General features: G+C 70.2%; 20 protein-coding genes and 1 tRNA gene. 8 read left to right on the top strand and 13 right to left on the bottom strand.

Annotation, left to right across the window (positions count from 1 at the left end; genetic code table 11):
* The first annotated feature begins 16 nt into the window (after positions 1-16).
* Together orn and ABZO29_RS27670 are read left to right on the top strand one after the other, a co-directional pair.
* Positions 17-625 carry an oligoribonuclease gene (gene orn, locus ABZO29_RS27675; RefSeq protein WP_367322878.1) on the top strand — a complete coding sequence of 203 codons (609 nt, stop codon included), beginning with the start codon at positions 17-19 and terminating at the stop codon, positions 623-625.
* Between the two features lie 109 nt (positions 626-734).
* Positions 735-807 (top strand) — tRNA-His (locus tag ABZO29_RS27670).
* A 62-nt stretch (positions 808-869) separates the two neighbouring features.
* On the opposite strand, the gene ABZO29_RS27665 is transcribed toward ABZO29_RS27670, so the two are convergent.
* A complete protein-coding gene (locus ABZO29_RS27665) occupies positions 870-1,925 on the bottom strand; it encodes a LacI family DNA-binding transcriptional regulator (RefSeq protein ID WP_367322877.1) in 1,056 nt (351 codons plus the stop codon).
* A 358-nt stretch (positions 1,926-2,283) separates the two neighbouring features.
* On the opposite strand from ABZO29_RS27665, the gene ABZO29_RS27660 reads away from it, so the two are divergent.
* The 4 genes from ABZO29_RS27660 (at position 2,284) to ABZO29_RS27645 (ending at position 7,105) form a co-directional block, all read left to right on the top strand.
* Entirely contained in the window at positions 2,284-3,609 is a 1,326-nt protein-coding gene (locus ABZO29_RS27660; RefSeq protein ID WP_367322876.1) for an ABC transporter substrate-binding protein, read from the top strand.
* A gap of 5 nt (positions 3,610-3,614) precedes the next feature.
* Positions 3,615-4,631, top strand: coding sequence for a carbohydrate ABC transporter permease (locus ABZO29_RS27655; protein ID WP_367322875.1), 1,017 nt, complete (start codon positions 3,615-3,617; stop codon positions 4,629-4,631).
* A gap of 12 nt (positions 4,632-4,643) precedes the next feature.
* The gene (locus tag ABZO29_RS27650) at positions 4,644-5,549 is read left to right on the top strand and encodes a carbohydrate ABC transporter permease (protein WP_367322874.1); all 906 of its coding nucleotides are present in this window, start codon (positions 4,644-4,646) and stop codon (positions 5,547-5,549) included.
* 128 nt (positions 5,550-5,677) lie between these two features.
* Complete coding sequence (locus ABZO29_RS27645) at positions 5,678-7,105, top strand: GH1 family beta-glucosidase (protein ID WP_367322873.1); 1,428 nt, start codon at positions 5,678-5,680, stop codon at positions 7,103-7,105.
* A 181-nt stretch (positions 7,106-7,286) separates the two neighbouring features.
* Here ABZO29_RS27645 and ABZO29_RS27640 read toward each other — a convergent pair whose 3' ends face one another.
* From ABZO29_RS27640 to ABZO29_RS27605, 8 genes are all read right to left on the bottom strand, one after another.
* On the bottom strand, positions 7,287-9,296 hold the full coding sequence (locus tag ABZO29_RS27640; protein ID WP_367322872.1) for a beta-galactosidase: 2,010 nt from the start codon (positions 9,294-9,296) through the stop codon (positions 7,287-7,289).
* A complete protein-coding gene (locus ABZO29_RS27635) occupies positions 9,293-10,606 on the bottom strand; it encodes a glycoside hydrolase family 36 protein (RefSeq protein ID WP_367326266.1) in 1,314 nt (437 codons plus the stop codon). Before ABZO29_RS27635 ends, ABZO29_RS27640 begins: the two co-directional genes overlap by 4 nt.
* A 44-nt stretch (positions 10,607-10,650) precedes the next feature.
* Positions 10,651-11,541 (bottom strand): carbohydrate ABC transporter permease, encoded by an 891-nt coding sequence (locus tag ABZO29_RS27630; RefSeq protein ID WP_367322871.1) that lies wholly within the window; start codon positions 11,539-11,541, stop codon positions 10,651-10,653.
* Positions 11,538-12,518: a carbohydrate ABC transporter permease gene (locus ABZO29_RS27625; protein ID WP_367322870.1), complete on the bottom strand. Its 981-nt coding sequence runs from the start codon at positions 12,516-12,518 to the stop codon at positions 11,538-11,540. Before ABZO29_RS27625 ends, ABZO29_RS27630 begins: the two co-directional genes overlap by 4 nt.
* Positions 12,515-13,828: an ABC transporter substrate-binding protein gene (locus ABZO29_RS27620; RefSeq protein ID WP_367322869.1), complete on the bottom strand. Its 1,314-nt coding sequence runs from the start codon at positions 13,826-13,828 to the stop codon at positions 12,515-12,517. The genes ABZO29_RS27625 and ABZO29_RS27620 overlap by 4 nt, the downstream gene beginning before the upstream one ends.
* Positions 13,829-14,080: 252 nt before the next feature.
* Positions 14,081-15,517 (bottom strand): cellulose binding domain-containing protein, encoded by a 1,437-nt coding sequence (locus ABZO29_RS27615; protein WP_367322868.1) that lies wholly within the window; start codon positions 15,515-15,517, stop codon positions 14,081-14,083.
* Positions 15,518-15,682: 165 nt separating this feature from the next.
* On the bottom strand, positions 15,683-17,062 hold the full coding sequence (locus tag ABZO29_RS27610) for a sensor histidine kinase (protein WP_367322867.1): 1,380 nt from the start codon (positions 17,060-17,062) through the stop codon (positions 15,683-15,685).
* Complete coding sequence (locus ABZO29_RS27605) at positions 17,059-17,766, bottom strand: response regulator transcription factor (protein WP_367322866.1); 708 nt, start codon at positions 17,764-17,766, stop codon at positions 17,059-17,061. Before ABZO29_RS27605 ends, ABZO29_RS27610 begins: the two co-directional genes overlap by 4 nt.
* Before the next feature lie 121 nt (positions 17,767-17,887).
* Here ABZO29_RS27605 and ABZO29_RS27600 point away from each other — a divergent pair, with 121 nt between their 5' ends.
* On the top strand, positions 17,888-18,388 hold the full coding sequence (locus ABZO29_RS27600; RefSeq protein WP_367322865.1) for a hypothetical protein: 501 nt from the start codon (positions 17,888-17,890) through the stop codon (positions 18,386-18,388).
* Positions 18,389-18,403: 15 nt separating this feature from the next.
* Here the strand turns inward: ABZO29_RS27600 and ABZO29_RS27595 are convergent, their stop codons facing one another.
* The 3 genes from ABZO29_RS27595 to ABZO29_RS27585 all read right to left on the bottom strand — a co-directional run bounded on the left by ABZO29_RS27595 (position 18,404) and on the right by ABZO29_RS27585 (position 20,275).
* Complete coding sequence (locus tag ABZO29_RS27595) at positions 18,404-18,856, bottom strand: N-acetyltransferase family protein (protein ID WP_367322864.1); 453 nt, start codon at positions 18,854-18,856, stop codon at positions 18,404-18,406.
* Positions 18,857-18,866: 10 nt separating this feature from the next.
* The gene (locus ABZO29_RS27590; RefSeq protein WP_367322863.1) at positions 18,867-19,736 is read right to left on the bottom strand and encodes a spermidine synthase; all 870 of its coding nucleotides are present in this window, start codon (positions 19,734-19,736) and stop codon (positions 18,867-18,869) included.
* 101 nt (positions 19,737-19,837) lie between these two features.
* Positions 19,838-20,275 (bottom strand): hypothetical protein, encoded by a 438-nt coding sequence (locus tag ABZO29_RS27585; RefSeq protein WP_367322862.1) that lies wholly within the window; start codon positions 20,273-20,275, stop codon positions 19,838-19,840.
* Positions 20,276-20,531: 256 nt separating this feature from the next.
* Here ABZO29_RS27585 and ABZO29_RS27580 point away from each other — a divergent pair, with 256 nt between their 5' ends.
* Complete coding sequence (locus tag ABZO29_RS27580) at positions 20,532-21,992, top strand: hypothetical protein (RefSeq protein ID WP_367322861.1); 1,461 nt, start codon at positions 20,532-20,534, stop codon at positions 21,990-21,992.
* A 47-nt stretch (positions 21,993-22,039) separates the two neighbouring features.
* Here the strand turns inward: ABZO29_RS27580 and ABZO29_RS27575 are convergent, their stop codons facing one another.
* Positions 22,040-22,636 (bottom strand): histidine phosphatase family protein, encoded by a 597-nt coding sequence (locus ABZO29_RS27575; RefSeq protein ID WP_367322860.1) that lies wholly within the window; start codon positions 22,634-22,636, stop codon positions 22,040-22,042.
* Positions 22,637-22,812: the final 176 nt, after the last annotated feature.

Here is a 22,812-nt window from a genome sequence, read left to right as displayed (position 1 = left end):
GCCTTAGGGTGGACGCATGAACGATCGCATGGTGTGGATCGACTGCGAGATGACCGGCCTCTCGCTGTCCGACGACGCGCTCATCGAGGTGGCCGCCCTCGTCACCGACTCCGAGCTGAACGTGCTCGGCGAGGGCGTGGACATCGTCATCCGCCCGCCGGCCAGGGCCCTGGAAACGATGCCGGACGTGGTGCGCCAGATGCACACCGCCTCCGGCCTGCTCGACGAGCTGGCCGGCGGCACGACGCTGGTCGAGGCCGAGGAGCAGGTCCTCGCCTATGTGCGTGAGCACGTCAAGGAACCCGGCAAGGCACCCCTGTGCGGCAACTCCGTCGGCACGGACCGCGGCTTCCTGCTCCGGGACATGCCGACGCTGGAGGACTACCTCCACTACCGGATCGTGGACGTGTCCAGCATCAAGGAACTGGCCCGGCGCTGGTACCCGCGGGCCTACTTCAACAGCCCCGAGAAGAACGGCAACCACCGCGCCCTCGCCGACATCCGCGAGTCCATCGCGGAGCTGCGCTACTACCGCGAGTCCATCTTCGTACCGCAGCCGGGCCCGGACTCGGAGACCGCGAGGACGATCGCCGCGAAGCACGTACTGCCTGCTCAGCAGGTGTGACGGGGGTGCACGGAGGGGCGCCGCAAAAGCGGTGCGCGAGCACCCCTTCGGACCCTGTACACTTTTTCTCGGCCGGTCGGGGAAACCATCAAGTCCACCGCCGGTCGTGGTGGGTGTAGCTCAGCTGGTAGAGCACCTGGTTGTGGTCCAGGATGTCGCGGGTTCGAGTCCCGTCACTCACCCTGAGTAATCAGCCGGTGACCTTTCCCACAGGTCACCGGCTGATCGTCTTTCCCGGTGTCGCTCAGGACGACGCGCGCGCGACCAGTTCCGTCGCCAGCACCACCTGCCGCCGCTCCAGACCCCGGGACGCCGCCGGGCGGCGGTCGGCGATCTCCTCGAGGAGGAGGTCGATCATCCCGCGGCCCATCTCGTCGATGGGCTGGCGAACGCTGGTGAGCGGCGGGTCCATGTGACGGGCGATGGCCGAGTCGTCGTAGCCGACCAGCGCCACGTCGTCCGGGATGCGGCGGCCCGCCTCGCGCAGCACCTGGCGGGCGCCCGCCGCCATGACGTCCGAGCCGGCGAAGACCGCGTCCAGGTCGGGGCAGCGCGCCAGCAGGTTCCGCATCGCGCGGCTGCCGCCCTCCTCGGTGAAGTCGCCCGGCTCGATGAGGAGTTCGTCCACCTCGTGGCCCGCGTCGCGCAGGGCGTCGCGGTAGCCGTCGACGCGCCGCTGGGCGCCGTACACGTCGAGGCGGCCGGTGATGTGGGCGATGCGGGTGCGGCCCCGGGACAGGAGGTGTTCGGCGGCCGAGCGGGCGCCACCGTAGTTGTCGGAGTCCACCGAGGTGAGCGTCTCCGCGGCCGATCGCGGGCCGCTGATCACCGCGGGGATCTCCAGCTGGGCGAGGAGATCCGGCAAGGGATCGTCCGCGTGGACCGAGACCAGCAGGACCCCGTCCACGCGGTGCGCCGCCAGATACTGGGCCAGGCGCCGGCGCTCGCGGTCGCTGCCCGCGAAGATCAGCAGCAGCTGCATCTCCGTGTCCGACAGTTCGGCGCCCACACCTCGCAGCATGTCGGAGAAGTACGGCTCCGCGAAGAAGCGGGTCTCCGGCTCGGGGACGACCAGGGCGATCGCGTCGGTGCGGTTCGCGGCGAGGGCGCGGGCCGCCGTGTTGGGCACGTAGCCCAGCTCCGCGACGGCCGCCTCGACGGCGGCGCGGGTCGCGTCGCTGACCCGGGGCGAGCCGTTGATCACCCGGGAGACCGTTCCACGGCCCACGCCGGCGCGTGCGGCGACCTCCTCGAGGGTGGGGCGACCACCGCTCCGGCCCCGCGCTCCGTGGCTTGCCATGGGCTCCGCCTTCCCGCCGTTGTGATGTAGCTGGCCTGGAATTTAACAGTCCCGTCCTGTGCCGTGACCGTCGCCGGGGGCTGCTGAACGGGCCGATTTGTGCCGAAATGGGTCATATGGGAGCCGCACTTCGAGGTTAGCTAACAGCCCGATAACTGAACGCATCTCCCCGCGCCCCCACCCTTGACACCCCCGCTCGAACCGGCGACTCTTCAACACATCACTTGTGGGAGCGCTCCCACGGTACCTGACACATACACATCCCGCACGTTCCCCGCCCGAGCCGCAGCGTGAAACTAACGGGCCCAACAATGCAGTTGGCCGGGGGGTCGGCACGTCAGGGCAACAGGAGGACGCAATGCGAGCACGTACCCGAACCGCCCGCAAGGCGGTGGTCCTCGCGGCCGTCGCAACGCTGGGCGCCGGGCTGCTGGCCGGCTGTGCCGACGACGGCAAGGACGACGGCTCCGGCTCGTCGGACGGCGGCGGCAAGGGCAAGACCACGATCACCCTGGGACTTTTCGGAACGTTCGGCTTCAAGGAGGCCGGCCTCTACGCCGAGTACGAGAAGCTCAACCCGAACATCAAGATCGCCGAGAACGTGGTCGAGCGGAACGAGAACTACTACCCCGCACTCCTCAACCACCTCACCACCAACAGCGGCCTGCAGGACGTCCAGGCCGTCGAAGTCGGCAACATCGCCGAGATCGTGGGCACGCAGTCGAGCAAGCTCCAGGACCTGTCGAAGGTTTCGGGCGTGAAGGCGAGCAACTGGCTGGACTGGAAGTGGGCGCAGGCCACGACCAAGGACAACCAGACGATCGGACTGGGCACCGACATCGGGCCGATGGCCATCTGCTACCGCAAGGACCTGTTCCAGCAGGCCGGTCTGCCGACCGACCGCGCGGAGGTGGCCAAGCTGTGGGAGGGCGACTGGAACAAGTTCGTCTCCGTCGGCGAGCAGTACAAGGCGAAGGCCCCCAAGGGCACCACCTTCATGGACTCCCCCGGCGGTCTGATCAACGCCGTCCTCAGCAGTGAGAAGGACAGGTTCTACGACTCCTCCGGCAAGGTCATCTACAAGACGAACCCGGCCGTCAAGGCTGCCTTCGACCTGACCGCGAAGGCCGCGGAGGAGGGTCTGGTCGGCGCGCAGACGCAGTTCCAGCCGGCCTGGGACACGACGATCGCCAACAGCAAGTTCGCCGCGATGGCCTGCCCGCCGTGGATGCTCGGCTACATCAAGGGCAAGTCGAAGCCCGAGGCGGCCGGCAAGTGGGACGTGGCGCTGGCCCCGAAGTCCGGCAACTGGGGCGGCTCCTTCCTGACCGTGCCGAAGAGCGGCAAGCACGTGAAGGAGGCCGAGGCGCTGGTGGCCTGGCTCACCGCACCCGAGCAGCAGGCCAAGCTGTTCGGCGTGCAGGGCAGCTTCCCGAGCGCGCCGAGTGCGTACACCATGTCCCAGGTGACCGGTGCCAAGAACGACATGACCGGTGACGCCCCGATCGGCACGATCTTCGCCGAGGCGGCCAAGGCCATTCCGGTCCAGACGATCGGCCCCAAGGACCAGATCATCCAGCAGGGCCTGACGGACAACGGCGTCATCCTCGTGACGAAGGGCAAGTCGCCCGAGGAGGCTTGGCAGACGGCCACCAAGACCATCGACAACAACCTGGAGAAGTGACCGGTATGGCCACCCGGCACGACACCGCCGCGCCCCCCGCGAAGGAGGGGGGCGCGGCCCCGGGCCGTCCGCCCGCCGACGCCGTACCCGCGGACAAGGACCATCGGCGCCGGGCCCGGCTGTCCCGCCGCTGGCAGCGGGACGTGCGCTGGAGCCCGTACGCCTTCGTCTCCCCGTTCTTCCTGCTGTTCGTCGCGTTCGGCCTGTTCCCGTTGATCTACACCGCGTGGGCCTCGCTGCACACGGTGGAGCTGACGGCGCCGACGGACATGGAGTGGGCGGGGATGCGCAACTACACGCGGATCTTCGACGACGACTTCTTCTGGAACGCGGCGAAGAACACCCTGACCATCGGCATCATCTCGACGGTCCCGCAGCTGCTGATGGCGATGGGCCTCGCGCACATCCTCAACTACAAGCTGCGTGCCTCGACCTTCTACCGGGTCGTGATGCTCGCGCCGTACGCCACCTCGATCGCAGCCGCCTCCCTGGTGTTCGTGCTGCTCTTCGGCCGTGACTACGGCATGATCAACTGGGCGCTGCACTTCTTCGGCATCGACGCGATCGACTGGCAGAACGACAAGTGGCCCTCGCAGATCGCGGTTTCGTCGATCATCGTCTGGCGCTGGACCGGCTACAACGCGCTGATCTACCTGGCGGCGATGCAGGCGATCCCGCAGGATCTGTACGAGTCGGCGGCCCTGGACGGCGCCAGCCGCTGGCAGCAGTTCATCCATGTGACGCTGCCGTCGCTGCGGCCGACGATCCTGTTCACGTGCGTCGTCTCGACGATCGGCGCGAGCCAGGTCTTCGGCGAGCCGCTCCTCTTCGACGCCAACAAGGGCGCGTCCGGCGGAGCGGAGCACCAGTTCCAGACGCTCGGCCTGTACCTGTACGAGCAGGGCTGGGTGAACCAGCATCTGGGCCGGGCCTCGGCGATCGCCTGGACGATGTTCCTGATCCTCATCGTGGTCGGGATCGTCAACTACGTCATCTCGCGCCGGCTGCGCGCCAGTTCCTAAGGAGTTCCGGCCGTGACGACGACCCTGACGAAACCCGCGGACGCCGCTCCCGAGGAGCCACGGCGCGTCCGCCGTCCCAAGTCCGCGCGTGCGGGCGGCCAGATGCACGCGGGCCCCATCGCGTACGTCATCCTCGCCCTGTTCAGCATGGTTTCGCTGTTCCCGCTGGTGTGGACGGCGATCGCAGCCTCGCGCGACAACCAGCGGCTGGCGGAGAGCCCGCCGCCCTTCTGGTTCGGCTCGAACCTCTTCGACAACCTCGACATCGCCTGGAACGACGCCAATCTGGGCGAGGCGTTCGTCAACACGACGTTCGTGGCGGGCGTCTCGGCGGCGACGATCGTGTTCCTGTCGACGATCGCCGGTTTCGCCTTCGCCAAGCTGCGCTTCCGGGGCCGTAACGCCATGATGCTGATCGTGATCGGCACGATGATGGTGCCGCCGCAGCTCAGCGTGATCCCGCTGTACATGATGGTCGCCAGGCTCGACTGGACCGACCAGCTGCAGGCGGTGATCTTCCCCTCGCTGGTGAGCGCGTTCGGTGTGTTCTTCATGCGGCAGTACCTGCTCCAGGCCCTGCCCGACGAGATCATCGAGGCGGCGCGGGTGGACGGCGCGAGCAGCTGGCGCGTGGTGTGGCACGTGGTGTTCCCCGCCGCACGTCCTGCGATGGCCGTGCTCGGCATGCTGATGTTCGTCCAGACGTGGAACGACTTCCTGTGGCCGTTCCTGGTCCTCACCCAGAGCGGCAACCCGACCGTGCAGGTCGCGGTCGCGGGCCTCGGCCGCGGGTACACCCCCGACCAGTCGCTGATCATGGCGGGCGCGCTGCTCGGCACTCTGCCGCTGCTGCTGGTCTTCGCGATCTTCGGCAAGCAGATCGTGGGCGGCATCATGCAGGGCGCCGTGAAGGGCTGACGCACCCTCCCTCATGTCCTCGGGGGCCGGGTCACCGCCGCCTCGGCCCCTTCCTCCCCCTCCTCTTCCCCTCCCTTCCCCCCTCTTTCCTTCCGTCGGTCTCGACGACCACCAATGGGAGCGCTTCCATGCCTGAGCCCGTTACCCCGGTGACCTTTCCTCCCGCCTTCCTCTGGGGCGCCGCGACGTCCGCGTACCAGATCGAGGGGGCGGTGCGGGAGGACGGCCGCACCCCGTCGATCTGGGACACCTTCAGCCATACGCCGGGAAAGACGGTCGGCGGCGAGACCGGTGACATCGCTGTCGACCACTACCACCGCTACCGCGACGACGTGGCGCTGATGGCCGAGCTGGGCCTGACCGCGTACCGCTTCTCGATCTCCTGGTCCCGGGTCCAGCCGACCGGCCGCGGCCCGGCCGTGCAGGTGGGCCTGGACTTCTACCGCCGTCTGGTGGACGAGCTGCTGGCCGCAGGCATCAAGCCCGCCGTCACGCTGTACCACTGGGACCTGCCCCAGGAGCTGGAGGACGCGGGCGGCTGGCCGGAGCGCGACACGGCGTACCGCTTCGCCGAGTACGCGCAGATCGTCGGCGAGGCGCTGGGCGACCGCGTGGAGCAGTGGATCACGCTCAACGAGCCGTGGTGCAGCGCGTTCCTGGGCTATGCGTCCGGGGTGCACGCGCCGGGCCGTACGGACGCGGCGGCCTCACTGAAGGCGGCCCACCATCTCAACCTGGCGCACGGGTTGGGCGCGTCGGCCCTGCGCTCGGTGATGCCGGCCCGCAACACGGTCGCGATCAGCCTCAACTCCTCCGTCGTACGGCCCCTTTCGCAGGACCAGGCGGACCTGGCGGCGGCCCGGAAGATCGACGACCTGGCCAACGGGGTCTTCCACGGCCCGATGCTGCACGGGGCGTACCCCGAGACGCTGTTCGCGGCGACGGCGTCGTTGACGGACTGGTCGTACGTCCTGGACGGCGACGTACAGACGATCAACCAGCCGCTGGACGCACTGGGGTTGAACTACTACACCCCCGCTCTGGTCTCGGCACTGGAGACGACGGCGAAGGGCCCGCGCGCGGACGGCCATGGGGCGAGCGAGTTCTCACCGTGGCCGGGCGCGGACGACGTGGCGTTCCATCAGACCCCCGGCGACCGCACGGAGATGGGCTGGACGATCGACCCGACGGGCCTGCACGAGCTGATCATGCGCTACGCGAGGGAGGTCCCGGGCCTGCCGCTGTACATCACGGAGAACGGTGCGGCCTACGACGACAAGCCCGACCCCGACGGCCGTGTTCACGACCCGGAGCGGATCGCCTACCTGCACGGTCACCTCTCGGCGGTGCGCCGGGCGATCACCGACGGCGCGGACGTCCGCGGTTACTACCTCTGGTCGCTGATGGACAACTTCGAGTGGGCGTACGGCTACGACAAGCGCTTCGGCGCGGTGTACGTCGACTACGCCACCCTGGAGCGCACGCCGAAGTCGAGCGCGCGCTGGTACGGAGAGGCGGCGCGGACGGGGGCGTTGCCGGTGGTCGAGGGGGTGTAGGGCCCGGGGGATCGACCGGGACCGGTCGGGGGGCCGGTCACGGTGGATGAGTCGGGGGACGGGGCGCGGCACGCGGAGGGGACGGGGCGCGGCACGCGGAGGGGACGTGCCGCCCCGCATGTCGTCCGCACCGCGACCTACCGAACCCTGCCCCGCAGCGCCCAGGACGACGACGGGCCCCTCAGCCGCGCGGCTCCCGCACCACCACGACCTCCCCCGGCGGGACGCTCACCGTGCCGCCCGTCACCGGCTTGCCCGTCAGGAGTTCGACCGCGTCCGCAGCGACCGCCACCTCCGCGCCGTTGCCGGCGTGGTCGATGAGGAAGAGGTAGTCGGCGTCCGCACCGCGCCGCAGCACTGCCTCCACCCCCTCCGGCGTCACCCGGACCGGCTCCACGCCCGCCTCCGTGCGGATGCGGTCCAGGAGTGCGGCCAGCGTTGCCGGATCCGGTCGGGTTGCCAGGTACCAGGCCGTGCCCGTGCCGTACGCGTGACGGGTGACCGCCGGGCCGCCCGTCAGCACGCCTGACGTGTACGACTCCACCGTCTCCGCGCCGGCCGGGCTCACCCGCTCCGACCACAGCGATGCCGTGCCGCCCCCGCTCAGGTCCAGCGTCTCCCCCGGCAGCAGCGGGAACAGTTCGTCCGTCCGTACGCCCAGTGCCTCCCGGAACGCGCCCGGGTAACCGCCCAGCCGGACATGGCAGTTCTCGTCGACCGCGCCGCTGTGGAAGCCGACGGCCAGCGTGCCGCCGCGCTCCGCGAATCCCGTCAGGTTCGCCGCGCCCGCGTCGTCCACCAGGTACAGGCTCGGCGCCAGGACCAGGCGGTACGGGGACAGATCCGCGTCCGGGCGGACGAAGTCCACCGCGACGCCCGAACGCCACAGGGGCTCGTACCAGGCCCGGACCAGCTCCGCGTGCCGGACCAGCTCGCTCGGCTGGGAGGGGAGTTCGACGGCCCAGCGGGCGTCCCAGTCCCAGACGACGGCCACCTCGGCGACGCCCCTGCTGCCGCGCACCTCGGCCAGGGCCTTCAGGTCCGCGCCGAGCGCCATCACGTCCCGCCAGATCCGGCTGTCCGTCCCGGCGTGCGGCAGCATCGCCGAGTGCCACTGCTCGGCGCCCGCCTTCGCCGCCCGCCACTGGAAGTACGCGATGCCGTCCGCGCCGTGCGCCACATGGGCCAGCGCGTTGCGGCGGAGCTCGCCGGGACGCTTGGCCCGGTTGACCGGCTGCCAGTTCACCGCACCCGTGGAGTGTTCCATCAGCAACCATGGCGCGCCGCCCGCCAGGGAGCGCACCTGGTCGCCGCTCAACGCCAGGTCGATCTCCGACTCGGGATCGGTGGACTGGAGGTAGTGGTCGTTCGAGACGATGTCCAGCTCCGGGGCCCAGCGCCAGTAGTCCAGGGCGTCGAAGTTGTGCATCACCATGAAGTTGGTGGTGGCGGGGAGGTCCGGGGCCGCCGCCAGCAGCACCTCACGCTCCGCCTTGCACAGCGACAGCAGTTCGTCACTGCAGAAGCGGCGCCAGTCCAGCCGGTGCGTCGGGTTCGGGACCGCGCCCGTCGCCCGCGGCGGCAGGATCTCGTCCCAGTCGTAGTACCACTGGCTCCAGAACCGTGTGCCCCAGGCCTCGTTCAGCGCCCCCAGGTCGTCCGCGTACTTCGCCCGCAGCCACCGGCGGAAAGCGGCCGCGCTCTCGTCGCAGAAGCACTCCGCGTTGTGGCAGCCGTACTCGTTGTGGACGTGCCACATCACCACCGCGGGGTGGCCGGCGTAGCGCCGCCCCAGCTCACCCGCGATGCGCAGGGCCGCCGTCCGGTAGGCCGGGCTGCTCGGGCAGAACGTCTGGCGACTGCCGTACGACAGCGCCCGGCCGTCCTTGTCGACCGGCAGCGCCTCCGGGTGGGCCTTGAAGAACCAGGCGGGGGGCGCGGCCGTCGGGGTCGCCAGGTCGGCGGCGATGCCGTGGGCGTACAGCATGTCGAGGACCCGGTCCAGGAGGGAGAAGTCGTACTCGCCCTCCTTCGGTTCGAGGAGCGCCCACGAGAAGATGCCGACGCTGACCATCGTCACCCCGGCCTCGCGCATCAGGCGCATGTCCTCGGCCCAGACCTCCTCGGACCACTGCTCGGGGTTGTAGTCACCGCCGTACGCGATGCCGGGGACCTTCAGTTCGCGGCTCACTCGGCGGCTCCCGAGAGGAGGCGGCGAGTCGTGGAGACTCCCCACTCGTCCAGTGACAGCAGGCGGTCGCTCGACGCCATCAGTCCGCCCGTCGCCTTGACGTGCGCCGCCCACTGCTCCCGGGTCTCCACCGCGGGGCGGGCCATCAGGCAGTCGGGGTCGTTGACCCAGAGGCGGCCGTGCTGCCACTGGCGTCCGGCGCCGGTGAACTCGGCCGGGTCCTGGCCGGGCTGGCTGTAGTCGCCGGCCTCGGGGAGGCGGTGCGGCGCCGTGTCCGGGCTGACGCGCATCGCGTCGAACAGGCCGATCGACGGGAGGATCGGCGCGCCGCAGCCCAGCAGGTACGCGTCATCGCCGATCGCCTCGCGGATCAGCGCGATGCCCTCGCGGTACGCCGTCAGGGCGTCCGCCGGGGAGTGCCGTACGCCGTCCAGCGCGCCCGCGTACAGGAAGTCGACCTTGAAGTAGTCGTAGCCCTCGGCGCGCAGGGTCCGGAAGACCTCCGTCAGGTACGCCGCCGCCTCCGGGTGCGTGGTGTCCAGGACTCGCAGGTCGTGGCCCCAGTTGCGGCCGGCGTGCGCGAAGCCGCCCGCCGTGTCCCGGACCAGCCAGTCCGGGTGCTCGGTGGCCAGGTCGCTCGCCGGGTCCACCAGGAACGGTGCCGTCCAGATACCCGCCCTGCGGCCCCGCGCCCGGATGGCGTCCGCGATCCCGGCACGGGAGCGGAAGCGGCCCGAGAGGGTGAGCCAGTCGCCCAGCGCCTTCTGGTAGCCGTCGTCGATCTGGACGACGTCGATGGGCAGGTCGAGGGTGTCCATCGCACGGAGGTTCTCGTGGATGTCGTCCTCGGTGACCGCGGTGAAGTACTCGTACCAGGAGCACCAGACAGTGGGCGCCGGGCGGGGCGCCTCGACCCCGAGACCCAACGCCCAGTCCGCCAGCACCGACTGGATGTCCGTGCCCGTCCACTCCTTGACCGGGCCGTCGGCGCTGACGTGCGCCACGCCGTCCGTCACGACGAGCCGGACGGACGGCACCTCACGGGTCGGATCCACCGCCGCCCACAGCCGGACCGGTGAGCCGTCGCCCGGGTCGAGCGCGAGCAGGCCCTCGCCCTGGAAGGTGCCGGCGGGGACGGTGACGCCCGGCCGATAGCAGACCGTCGCCCAGTTGCCGTTGGTCGGGCGGTACGGCGTCGCGTCGAGGGCGTAGGCGCCGCTGGGGCTCCAGGACTGCCAGCCCTCCTCGTGGACACGGGCACGGCCCGGGTCCACGGGCACGGAGGCGACGGGGGTGAAGAGGTGGTGCACTGAGATCTCTTTCACGGAAAGGGGCCGAGCTGCCTGTCGAGGCGTCAGCCCTTGTTGGCGCCGAGGGTGAGGCCGCTGACGAACTGGCGCTGGAGCGCGAAGTACACGATCAGCGTGGGGATGGCGGTGAGCAGGGCGCCGGCGGCGACCAGGTTGGGGTCGGTGAAGTACTGGCCGGAGAGGTTGTTCAGGGCCGAGGTGATGGGCATGTTCTCGCCGGTGGAGATCAGCACGATGGCCCAGAAGAAGTCGTTGTAGATCCAGATGGACAGCAGGGTGGCCAGGGCGGCCATGGCGGGCTTGCACAGCGGCAGCACGATCTGCCAGTACATCCGCCATACCGAGGCCCCGTCGACCAGGGCGGCCTCGGTCAGCTCGTGCGGCAGCATGCGCATGTAGTTGCTCAGGACGAAGGCGCAGAAGCCGGACTGGAAGGCGATGTGGATGAGGACCAGGCCGAGGGCGGAGTCGTAGAGCTTGCCGCTCATGGTGATGCCGGGCAGGTCGATGAGCAGGTACATGCGGTACAGCGGGGTGATGATGACCTGCTGCGGGAGGAGGTTGCCGGCGGTGAAGACCAGCAGCAGGAAGATGTTGAGGCGGAAGTCGAAGCGGCTGACGTAGAAGGCGACCATCGACGACAGGAACAGCGTCAGCAGCACGGCGGGCACCGCGATGAGCAGCGTGTTGCCGAAGTAGTGCAGCATGTCGGACTGCTCGAAGGCGTTGGTGAAGTTGTCGAAGGTCAGCTTGTCCGGCCAGGAGACGTAGCCCTTGTTGCTGGTCTCCGCGTACGGGCGCAGGGCCGCGAAGATCGCCCACAGCAGCGGGCCGAGCCAGGCCAGCGCGGTGACGACGAGGAACACGTGCAGCAGGACCCGGGCCGGACGGAGGGGGGTGCGCTGCCGGCCGAGCGCGGCGGTGGGGGTGCTCACGCTTGCCGCTCCTTCCGGAAGGTCGCGATCAGGTACGGGATGATCACGGCGAGGGAGATCACCAGGAGGACGACGGCGATCGCGGAGCCGTATCCGATCCGGCTGGACTCGCCGATGATGTTGTTGGTGATCAGGATGGAGAGCAGTTCGGTGCCCTGGGCGCCCTTGTTGAACACGAAGACCAGGTCGAAGGCGCGCAGCGCCTCGATGATGGTGACGACCAGGACGACGGTGTTGGTGGGGCGCAGGGTGGGGAAGACGACGTTTTTGAAGGTCTGCCACTCATTGGCGCCGTCGAGGGCGGAGGCCTCGCGCAGGGCCGGGTCGACGCCCTTGAGGCCGGCGAGGTAGAGGATCATCATGTAGCCGGTGTGCCGCCAGGACGCGGCGACCAGGACGGCCCACAGGTTGAGGTCGGGGTCGCCGATCCAGTCGATGTAGTGGCCGGGTTCGTTGGCGCCGATGAGGCTGTTGATCAGGCCGGTGTCGGGGTTGTAGATCAGCTGCCAGACGAATCCGATGACGGCCAGGGACATCACGACGGGCAGGAAGAACGCGGTCTGGTAGACCCGGCTGAAGCGGATCTTCTTGTCCAGCTGGACGGCCAGGAACAGGCCCATCGGGGTGGGGATCAGGATCAGCGCGACGAACCAGATGATGTTGTGCTGGACGGCCGGCCAGAACTGCGGGTTGTCGCTGAACAACTGCTTGAAGTTGTCGAAGCCGACCCACTTGATGGAGTCGAAGCCGATGCCGTCCCAGGTGGTGAAGGCCAGGGCGATCGAGGCGATGGCGGTGACCCAGACCAGGGCCACGTGCAAAACCGTGGGCACGCCCGCCATGAAGGCGAGCGTGATGCGGTCACGGCGGGTCAGCAGGCGCTGGTGGCCCTGCGGGACCCGCTTCTTCTCAGGCGCGTGGCCCGGAGGCGGCACGGCTGCCGCCTCCGGGCTCTTCGTGGTCGTCTCGGAGGTCATGCGGAGGCGAAGATCGTCTTCTTCTGGCGCTCGATCGAGGACAGCAGGCTGTCGACGCCCTTGGGGTTCTGGAGGAACTTCTGCAGACCGGGCTGCATCACCGTGGAGGTGAAGTCCGGGCGGGAGTCGCGGTCCATGAACTGCGTCAGGGACTTGGCCTGGCCGATCATCTCGAACGCCTTCTTCTGCAGCGCCGAGTACGCGGAGGTGTCGGCCTTGTTGGAGGCGGCCACCACGCTCGGGTCGCCCTTGAGGTAGAGCTCCTCGGCCTGCGGGGTGCCCAGGAACTCCAGCAGCTTCGCGACGCCGTCCTTGTTCTTCGGGGCCTTGCTGACCATGAAGCCGTCGGTGGGCGCCTCGACGGTGTCCTGACCGAACTGCGAGTTGATCTCCGGGAAGGCGAAGAAGTCGAGGTCGTCCAGGTCGGCCTTGTTGGTGAACTGCTGCGCCACGAACGTTCCCAGCAGGTACATGCCGGCCTTCTTCGACACCAGCGTCTGCGCGGCGTCCTGCCAGGTGCGGCCCATGAACCCGTCCTGGTGGTAGGGCAGCAGCTCGGCCCAGTGGTCGAAGACCGCCTTGACCTTGGCGTCCGTCCAGGCGGCCTTGCCCGCCATCAGCTCGACATGGAAGTCGTAGCCGTTGAGCCGGAAGTTGATCTGGTCGAAGGTGCCCATCGCCGGCCAGGCGTCCTTGTCACCGAACGCGATCGGGACCAGGCCGTCCTTCTTCATCTGCTTGCACAGCGCCACCAGCTCGTCCCAGGTGGTGGGGACGGTGTAGCCCTTGGCCTGGAAGACGCTCTTGCGGTAGAAGATCGCCCACGGGTACGTGGTCATCGGCACGAAGTAGTACTTGCCGTCCGCGCCCTTGGACAGCTTCTTCATCGCCTCGGGGAAGTTGCCCCCGATCTTCTCCCACACGTCGTCGATCGGCGAGGCGAGGTTCTTGGCCGCGAAGAACTGCATGCGGTAACCGGCGAACCACTTGAACACGTCGTCCGGGGTGCCCTGCAGATACGAGTTGATCTGCTCCTGGAAGGTGTTGTGGTCCTTCGTGTTCACCTTGGCGGTGATGCCGGACTGCTTCTTGAAGTCCGCGTAGACATCCGCGTACGCCTTCTTCGGCACGGCGTCCGAGTCGTTGGAGCCAACACTGACGGTCTTGGGGTCCGAGGCGCTGCTGCTGCCGCCGCAGGCGCTCAGCAGCGGTATGCCGGCGCCGAGGACGGCGGCCCCGCCCATGCCGCGCAGCAGGGTGCGGCGGCTCGGTGCGGGGAGGGACGGACCGGAAGGAGAAAGGTCATGCATGAACGGCTCCTGACGACAGGGTTCGGGTCATGATGCGTCGCGCCACAGTCGGTCGGAACCGACCAGAAACCAACGTGACCGAACATGGTGGCGTAATGACAGCCCTTCGTTCGGTACCCCGTCAACACCTCGCGCCTTCATTTGTCGAAACGTAATCGACATCACCGCGCACCCCCACGGAAACGATCAAGAAGCAACACGGGACGCGCGGCCGGTTGGCCGTGCGTCCCGTGCTCCCGAGGGCAGTGCGGTCTAGCCGAGGGCGCCGAATGCCCTGGAGAAGGCGAAGGCGTCCTGGAGGATCGAACTGCAGGTCGCGTCCGCGGAGTTCTTCGCGCCACCGGGGCACTGCTTGTCGCGGCCGGCGGACCACATCGACAGCCAGCCGAGACCCTTCGCTTTCGCGAAATCGACGAGTTGGGCCGCGTCGTCGACCTTGAAGATCTCGGACGCGACGTCGTTGACGCCGATCATCGGAGTGACGGCCACGGCCTTCCAGGCGGCGCTTTCGGAGAGGCCGAGAACACTCTTGATCTGGGCCTGAGTTGCCGTGGCGGCCTGCTCGGCATAGGTACCCATGTCGCCGCTGTACGCGGGGCCGTAGTCCATCGCCATGATGTTGACGGTGTTGATCTTCACACCGTTGGACCTGGCGTTCGCCAGGAGGTTCACACCGTCCTGGGTCAGGCCCTCCGGCATGACCGGGAGCGTGAAGGAGACGTCCAGGTTCGGATGCTGCTGCTGCAGCTTCGCGATCGCCTGGGCCCGGCGTGTGTTCGCAGCCGTGTCGGGCAGCGCGCCGCCCTCCACGTCGAAGTCGACCTTGGTGAGGTTGTAGGCGTCCACGGCCTTGCCGTACGCCGTCGCCAGCGCGTCCGCCGACGAGCAGGTAGTGGCCAGCTCGGAGCCGGCGGCCCCGCCGAAGGAGACGCGGACGTCGCCGCCCTTGGCCCGCAGGGCGCCTATCTGGGACGCCACACCGTCACTGCCGAGGTCGGTGACCCCGCCCCACTTCGGGGTGCAGCCGCCCCCGTCGGTGATGAAGGCGAGGTTGTAGTTCTTCACGCCGGTCGCGGCGGCGCTCGCGAGCAGGTCGAAGGCCGGGTAGAGAGAGGTGTCGACGTACGGGGCGAAGCCGGCGGACGCGGGTGTGCCGGTGCCGGGGCTCTGGGAGGGGGAGGCCGTGGGGGTGGGCTTGACCGTGGGGGTCGCGGTCGGGGTCGCCGACTGGGTCGGGCGGCCGCTCGGCTCGGGCGTCGCGCCGTCGTCCGCGGAACACTTCGCACCGCCGATGAGACAGCCGGTCGGGTTGCCGGTGCCGTTGACGACGAAGCCGACGGTGACCGACTCGCCGGCGGACAGCCCGTCCGTGTCCCACTTCGGCGGCTTCACGGTGACATGCTGCCCGCTGACGCTCGACTCGGCGTTCCACAGCGAGCTCAGCCTCGAGCCCGACGGCAGGTCGAACTCCAGCGTCCAGTCCTTCTGCGTCGCGCCACTGTTGTTCGTGACGACGTACTGCGCGGTGTAGCCCGTCGACCAGTCACTGGTCCTGGTGTACGCGGCGCCGACGCCGGCCGCCTGCGCGGTGCCGGTGAGCAGGACCGCACCGCCGCCCACGACGGCCGCGGCGACGACACCGCCGATCACCTTGTTCCTGCCACTGACCTTGCGCCGGTGCGTGCTCATCGCCTGCCTGCCTTCGCTGCTCACGGGGTTCCCGGGGATGGGATGCGGCAGCACGCTAGCGATCCGGAATCGGGCAATTCCCGTCAACCGGACGGGCGTTGGCGATCTTATGGCGCGCTTAAGGAAGGGATCGGGGACGGTTAAAGGTAGAGACCAATTCGGGGCTCAGCGCACGCCCGCACCACGCCTGCGACGGCGGACGGAGCCCCGGTGCCCCCGCCGCAGGGGCGCTCGCTCGCGCCCGTCCAGCTGGATCCATATCCGCACCTCGGTACCGCCGAGCACCGACGACCCGATCCGCACGTCCCCGCCCGTCGACTCCGCGAGCCGGCGCACGATGTCCAGGCCCAGCCCGGTGGACCCGTCGCTCCCCGACCCCCGCCCGCGCGCCATCGCCGCCGCCGGATCCGGGATCCCCGGCCCCGCGTCGGACACGAGCACGATCACCGCGTCGTCGCCGTTGTGCACGTCGACCGCGAAGGCCGTGCCCTCGGGGGTGTGCCGGAAGACATTGCCGAGCAGCGCGTCCAGTGCGGCCGCGAGGTCGGCGCGGGCCACGGGTATGCGCACCGGCCGTTCGACGCCCGCCACCCGCACCTTGCGGCCCTCGTCCTCCGCGAGCGCCGACCAGAACGCCATCCGCTCCCGGACCACCTCGGCCGCGTCGCAGCCGGCTCCCGGCCCGGCGGCCGCGGTCTGCGGCTTGGCCTCCCGGGCCGTACGGATGATCGTGTCCACCTCGCGCTCCAGCTGCGCGACCGCGGCCCGGGTCTGCTCGGCGGCGGAAGTGTCGCCGAGCGAGGCGGCGTTGAGCCGCAGCACGGTGAGCGGCGTACGCAGCCGGTGCGACAGATCGGCGGCCAACTCCCTCTCATTGGCGAGGAGTTGTACGACCTGGTCGGCCATGGAGTTGAACGCGACCGCCGCGAGCCGCAGTTCGGTCGGCCCCTCCTCCGGCACCCTCGCCCCCAGCTTGCCCTCCCCCAGCTCGTGCGCGCCCTCGACCAGCCGTTGCGCCGGCTGCACCATCCGCACGCCCAGCCGGTCGGCGACGGCGACCGAGCCGACGATCAGCGCGACGCCGACCGCGGCGAGCACCGCCCAGGCCGTGTACACACCGTTGCTGACCTCGGACTCGGGGACGAACACCTCGACGACGACGGTCCCGAAGCTCAGCGCGACGGGCTGCAGCAGGCTGGAGCCGCCGGGTACGGAGGTGGTCGAGGCGCGCCCCAGCTTCCGCACGGCCGCGATGTCCTCGTCGGCGGAGCGCTGCCGGCCGAGGTCGAAGGCCGCCTTGCCGCCGCTCGCCGGTATGTGCACGGCCATCCCGTCGTCGGAGCCCGCCGAGGCGACGACCCGCTCCAACTGGTCGCGGTCGGTGGTGATGGACAGCGCGGGGACGACGACCGCGGCCTCCCGCTCCGCGTTGGAGAAGGCACGGTCGCGGGCCATCTCCTTGATGACGAGTCCGAGCGGGACCGCGAAGGCGACCACGACCATCGTCGTGACCGCCAGACAGACCCTGACCAGTGCCCATCTCATGGCGACAACTCCACTCCCCCGGGCGGCTCCAGCTTCACTCCGACTCCGCGCAGGGTGTGCAGATAGCGCGGCCGCGCGGCCGTCTCGCCCAGCTTGCGCCGCAGCCAGGACAGATGGACGTCGATGGTCTGGTCGTCGCCGTACGACTGCTGCCACACCTCGGCGAGCAGTTCCCTGCGGGGTACGACGACACCTGGCCGGCCGGCCAGGAAGGCGAGCAGGTCGAACTCGCGGCGCGTGAGGTCGAGGCGCACACCGTCGAGTTCGGCCTGGCGGCGCAGCGGGTCGACGGTGAGGCCGCCGACGCGCAGGACGGTGGACGGCGGGCCCTCTCCGGCGGCGGTACGGGACCGCCGCAGGACGGCCGCCATGCGCGCCGACAGGTGCTCGACCGAGAACGGCTTGGTCAGGTAGTCGTCCGCCCCGGCGTTCAACAGCCGGACGATCTCCGTCTCGTCGTCCCGCGCGGTGGCGATGATCACCGGTACGTCCGTGATGCCGCGCAGCATCTTCAGGGCCTCGGACCCGTCGAGATCGGGCAGTCCGAGGTCCAGGATGACGACGTCGAAACGGAAATGGGCGACCTCGCGCAGCGCCTCCAGTGCCGTACCCACACTGCGCACCGTGTGCGCGGCGTCGGTCAGATGCCGGATCAGCGCCGAGCGTACGAACTGGTCGTCCTCGACCACGAGCACACTTGCCATGCGCCGCACCGTACGCCATGCCGGCGGACCCGGCCGGAGCCTGTGGACAACTCCCGTCCTGTGGACAACCGGTGGGCATCGACGGGACACCCGTGGGGCGCGTGAGGCAGTATGGCCCGCGATGCGCAGAGGACTCGTACACGTACTGGCTTGGTCGCTCGCCACGGGCGCGGCGGTCACGCTGTCGTGGTGGGGCGTCCACACGGTGATGGCGGGCACGGCGTACGACCCGCCGCGCGCCCTGCCGATCGCGGCCGGCGGCGCGACCACACAGGAGTCGAAGCCACTGGCCTCGGCGACGGCGCGCCCGTCCCCGTCGAAGAGCCCGTCGGCGAAGCCCAGCCCGCCGCCCGCGGCACCCTCGAAGACGGCGCCCGCGAGCCCCTCCCCCACCGCCTCCGGCCAGGTGAAGAGCTACGACACCGACGGCGGGCGGGTCGTCTTCGACCTCGGGAAGACCTCCGCGACGCTCGTCTCCGCAACGCCGGGGACGGGCTGGTCGATGCAGGTGTGGAGGACCGAGACATGGATCCGCGTGGAGTTCGGTTCGGGCGCGGACCGGGTGTCGGTGTTCTGCACGTGGCACGACGGACCGCCGCGGGTGGAAGTGGGCAACTACTAGTACAACTACTAGTACCTACCGGGCCGGTTCGGGCACCTCACGCACGAGGAACACGTCCACCGGATCCTCGGTCTCGAGGGTGAAGCCGTGCCGCTCGTACAACCGCCGGGCCGCGCTGCCCCGCAACACGTTCAACCGGACCCGGACGCCGTCGCGGTCGCACCGCTCGAGCAGCGCCCGCAGCACCCCGGAACCGATGCCCCGGCCCTGCAGGCCCGGGTCCAGAAGGAAGTGCTCCAGCCAGTGCGCGTCCCCGTCCGGCCGCAGCGCCACGCACCCGGCGAACGCGCCGCCCACCTCGATCACCCAGGTGTGCGCCGGCTCGAACCGGTCCCGCAGTCGCTGCCGCACCCGCTCCTCGTCGTACCGCCCGAGCCGCTCCAGATCGGCTCGCATCACGACGGCACGCAGTTCGACGGCCGCCTCGAGATCCTCCGCGGAAGCGGGTCGTATCTCCCAGTCCAGCATGATCGCGATGCTAACGGAACACCGAGGGCGGAGGGGCCGGGGAAGCGACCGCCGACGCGTCCGTCACGGGTACGGCTCCTCCGGTGAAGTCGGTGAGCGCGTGGCCGTGCTCGACGCGGCCCGGGTGCGGGTCGGAGGCGGCGCGGCGGGTGAGCTCGGCGACCGGGAGGGGCAGGTCGCAGGCGACGAGGACCGCGTTCCCGAACCGCTTGCCGCGCAGCACGGCCGGGTCGGCGACCAGGGCGAGTTCCGGGAATCGGGCGGCGGCGGTGGCGATCTGGCCGCGCAGGTGGGCGAGCGGGGGGCCGTCGGCGAGGTTGGCGGCGTAGAGCCCGCCGGGCCTGAGCGCCCTGCGCACCTCGTCGAGGAACTCGGTCGAGGTCAGGTGGGCCGGCGTGCGGGCCCCGCTGAACACATCGGCGATGACGAGATCGGCCCAGCCGTCGGGCACCCTGCCGAGCCCTTCCCGCGCGTCCACCGACCGCACGCGTATCCGGGCGTTCGGCTCCAACGGCAACTCCCGCCGGACCAGTTGGACGAGTGCCGCGTCCCGTTCGACGACCTGCTGGGTGGAGCGGGGGCGGGTGGCGGCGACGTACCGCGCGAGTGTGAGGGCGCCGCCGCCGAGGTGCACGGCGTGGACCGGCTTTCCGGGCGGTGCGGCGAGATCGATGACATGCCCGAGCCGCCGCTGGTACTCGAAGGAGAGAAACGCCGGATCATCGAGATCGACATGTGACTGCGGCGCCCCGTCGATCAGCAGCGTCCAGGCCCGCCCCCGCTCCCGATCCGGTATCAGCTGCGCAAGCCCGCCTTCGACGGTCTCGGAGACGGCAACATCGACACCCCGCCCACGCCGAGAACTCCTGACCTTTCCCACCCACCCATTCTCGCAAGGCCGGGGCAGTAGTGCTCAGCCACCGCGTGTGCCCCCAGGGGCGATGGAGGTCAGCCGCAGCACCGGGCACCCGAAAAGTCACCTCAGCAACAATTGTCCGCCGCCTCGATCAACCTCGCCGCCTCCCCCAACGCCGCCCGCAACACCGCAGGATCCGTCGCCGGATCCGCCTCCTCCGGCGGCAGCAACCACCCCGCCCCCTCGACCGGCGGCTCGGGATCCAGCCGCAGCCCCCGCCCATCCGTCTCCGTACACGTACTCCCCGGCACGTCCCACCCCGCCGCGGTTCCGGCAGGGACCACGAATCCGAGCGTGTCGCAGTCGTCGTCGTGCAGCACGGGCCCCACCGCGTCCCCCACCCCCCGCCGCAGGATGTCGACCGCCTCCAGCCCCTGCCGCGCCGGGACGGTGACGACGTCGCACCCGGCCCCCGCGAACGGCGGCGCGCTGCACTCCGGGGTCGGCGGATGCCCCGCCGTCGTCAGCGGCGTACAAGCATCGATGCTCTGGCTGGTCTCCATCCCCGCCTCCACCACGGAACCCCTCTTGCAGTCCGAAGAGTTCAACGCACCACGACGTCAACGGCTACGGCGGAAGTCCGCCGCAAAGGATGGCAGTTCATGGCAGATCACGTATGAGATATCCGGTTTGTAGCTAAACCCTGCGTGGCGACCCGACCACAGCAGGTACGTTCTTGCCCGCCGGAAACGGGGTGTCACACGGACAACTCATCCCGGACCCGGCATGGTTCGACGGTTCGCACGAGAGGACCCGGCCATGGCGTCGTCAACGGTGACCTCGTCCCAGCCCAACCGGCCACCACGGCCCAACCTGGCCTTCCGGCAGCTGCGCGGACAGCGCTCACCCGCCGAGTTCGCCGCACTGGTACGGCGGGCCGCTCGCGAGATCGGCGAGCGGGTCAGCTGCGACGCGCGGTACATCGGCCGGGTGGAGGCGGGCGAGATCCGCTGCCCCAACTACGCGTACGAACGGGTGTTCCTGCACATGTTCCCCGGTCGCACGCTCACCGACCTCGGCTTCGCGCCCCGCTCGTCCGTGCGCGGACGTGGGGCACGCACCGCCGAGGACGCGCCCCTCTCGCACCTCACAAGCCCGGCGCACACCACGAATGACGCGCGGGCCACAAGTGAGACCCGCGGGGCGCACGAGCCGTATGACACGCAGGACCCGTACGACACGCACCACAACCACGAGGAGAGCGACGTGCTGCGTCGCGCATTCATGACCGGCGGGGGCGCCACGGTGGCCGCCGCCTCGCTGGGCCCGTTCGGGCTCAGCCTCGACGCCGCGGCCGCGGACCGCCCCGTGCGTCGCGCCGGAGCGAGCGACGCGGGCGCCCTCGAAGAGGCCGTCCGCAGGATCCGGCTGCTCGACGACCGGCACGGCGCCGACGGGCTCTACCGGCGCGCGGCGGCCCCGCTGCGCGCCGCGTACGCGCTGCTGGACGCCGGCGCGACCCGGCAGGCGACCGCCGACCGGCTGCATGCGGGCGCCGGTGAACTCGCCATCTCCGTGGGCTGGCTGGCGCACGACTCGGGACGGTTCGACGACGCCCGCTCCCACTACGCGGAAGCCCTGGCGACCGCGCGGATGGCCGGGGACGCGGGCGTCGAGGCGCACGCCTTCTGCAACACGGCGTTCCTGGCGCGGGACGCCGGACGGCCGCGCGAGGCCGTGCGCGCCGCGCAGGCCGCGCAACGCGTCGCGCGCCCCGTGGGCTCCGCGCGGCTGATGTCCCTGCTCGCGCTGCGCGAGGCCGGCGGCTGGGCGGGCCTCGCCGACCGCACCGGCTGCGAACAGGCACTGGCGCGGGCGCAGGCCCTCTTCGAACGCGGCCGCTCGGACGCCGACCCCGAGTGGATGAGCTTCTACGGAGAGGCCGAGCTGGAGGGGCTGGAGGCGCAGTGCTGGTCCGCGCTGGGCGACTGGACCCGGGCTGCGCGGCATGCGCGGCGGGCGGCGCAGCTGCAGGATCCGCACTTCACGCGGAACATCGCGCTGTACACGGCCGAGCTGGCGGACGATCTGGCCCGCGGGGGCCGTCCCGACGAGGCCGCGGTGGCCGGGATGCGGGTGCTGGATCTGCTGGCCGAGGTGCAGTCGTCGCGGATCCAGACGATGCTGGCGGGGACGGCGCGGGTGTTGCTGCCGCACCGGCGGGCCTCCGGGGTGTCGACGTTTCTGGAAAGACACGCTTCGTCGCCGCGGACGGTGTGAGGAGAGACACCCGGCTGCGGGCAGTCGCGCCGCCGGGGCGGCACGACCTAAGCGGCCAAGTGCCCCAAGTCGTTCCAGCTCTCGATCGCCGGCTCACCGTAAGCCCAGCTCAGCACGGACAACGACGTGGGGTTCAGCCGTATCCGCGCCGCGAACTCCAGCGGCAGTCCCAGCCACCGCGCCCCGATCGACCGGAGGATGTGCCCGTGCGCGAAGACCAGCACGTCACGGTCCTCCGCACGCGCCCACGCGACGACCTCGTCGGCCCGGGCGGTCACCTCGGCGAGGCCCTCGCCCTCCGGCACCCCGTCCCGCCAGATCAGCCAGCCCGGCCGTACGGCCTGGATCTCGGCCGGGGTCATGCCCTCGTACGCCCCGTAGTCCCACTCCAGGAGCGTGTCCCACACGGAGGCCCGCTCACCGAAGCCCGCGAGTTCGCACGTCTCACGCGCGCGTGCCAGCGGGCTGGTGCGCACCTCGACGCCGGGCAGGCCGTCGAACGGCGCCCGGTGCAGGCGTTCGCCGAGCAGTTTGGCGCCGTGTCGGCCCTCTTCGAGGAGGGGGACATCGGTCCTGCCGGTGTGCTTGCCGGACAGTGACCACTGTGTCTCTCCGTGCCGGGCCAGCAGGATGCGCGGTGCCATGAAGGACCCTTCCGGGAAAAGTCGAGCGGAGCTCGTCCATCATCGCGCACGCTGTGCGGGGGCAACCTGGCGGGCGATCTCTGCGTCTTTGAGGGCCGGGGGCGCCCGGAATGGGCGCGCGCATACGCCGTAGGGTGGCACGACCGGACCATCCGGGCGCCGCAGGGACGACAAGA

The sequence above is a fragment of the Streptomyces sp. HUAS ZL42 genome (genome assembly GCF_040782645.1).
Classification (GTDB): domain Bacteria; phylum Actinomycetota; class Actinomycetes; order Streptomycetales; family Streptomycetaceae; genus Streptomyces.
The sequence above is the reverse complement of the archived record's forward strand: the minus strand, read 5'-3'. Positions and strand labels throughout refer to the sequence as shown.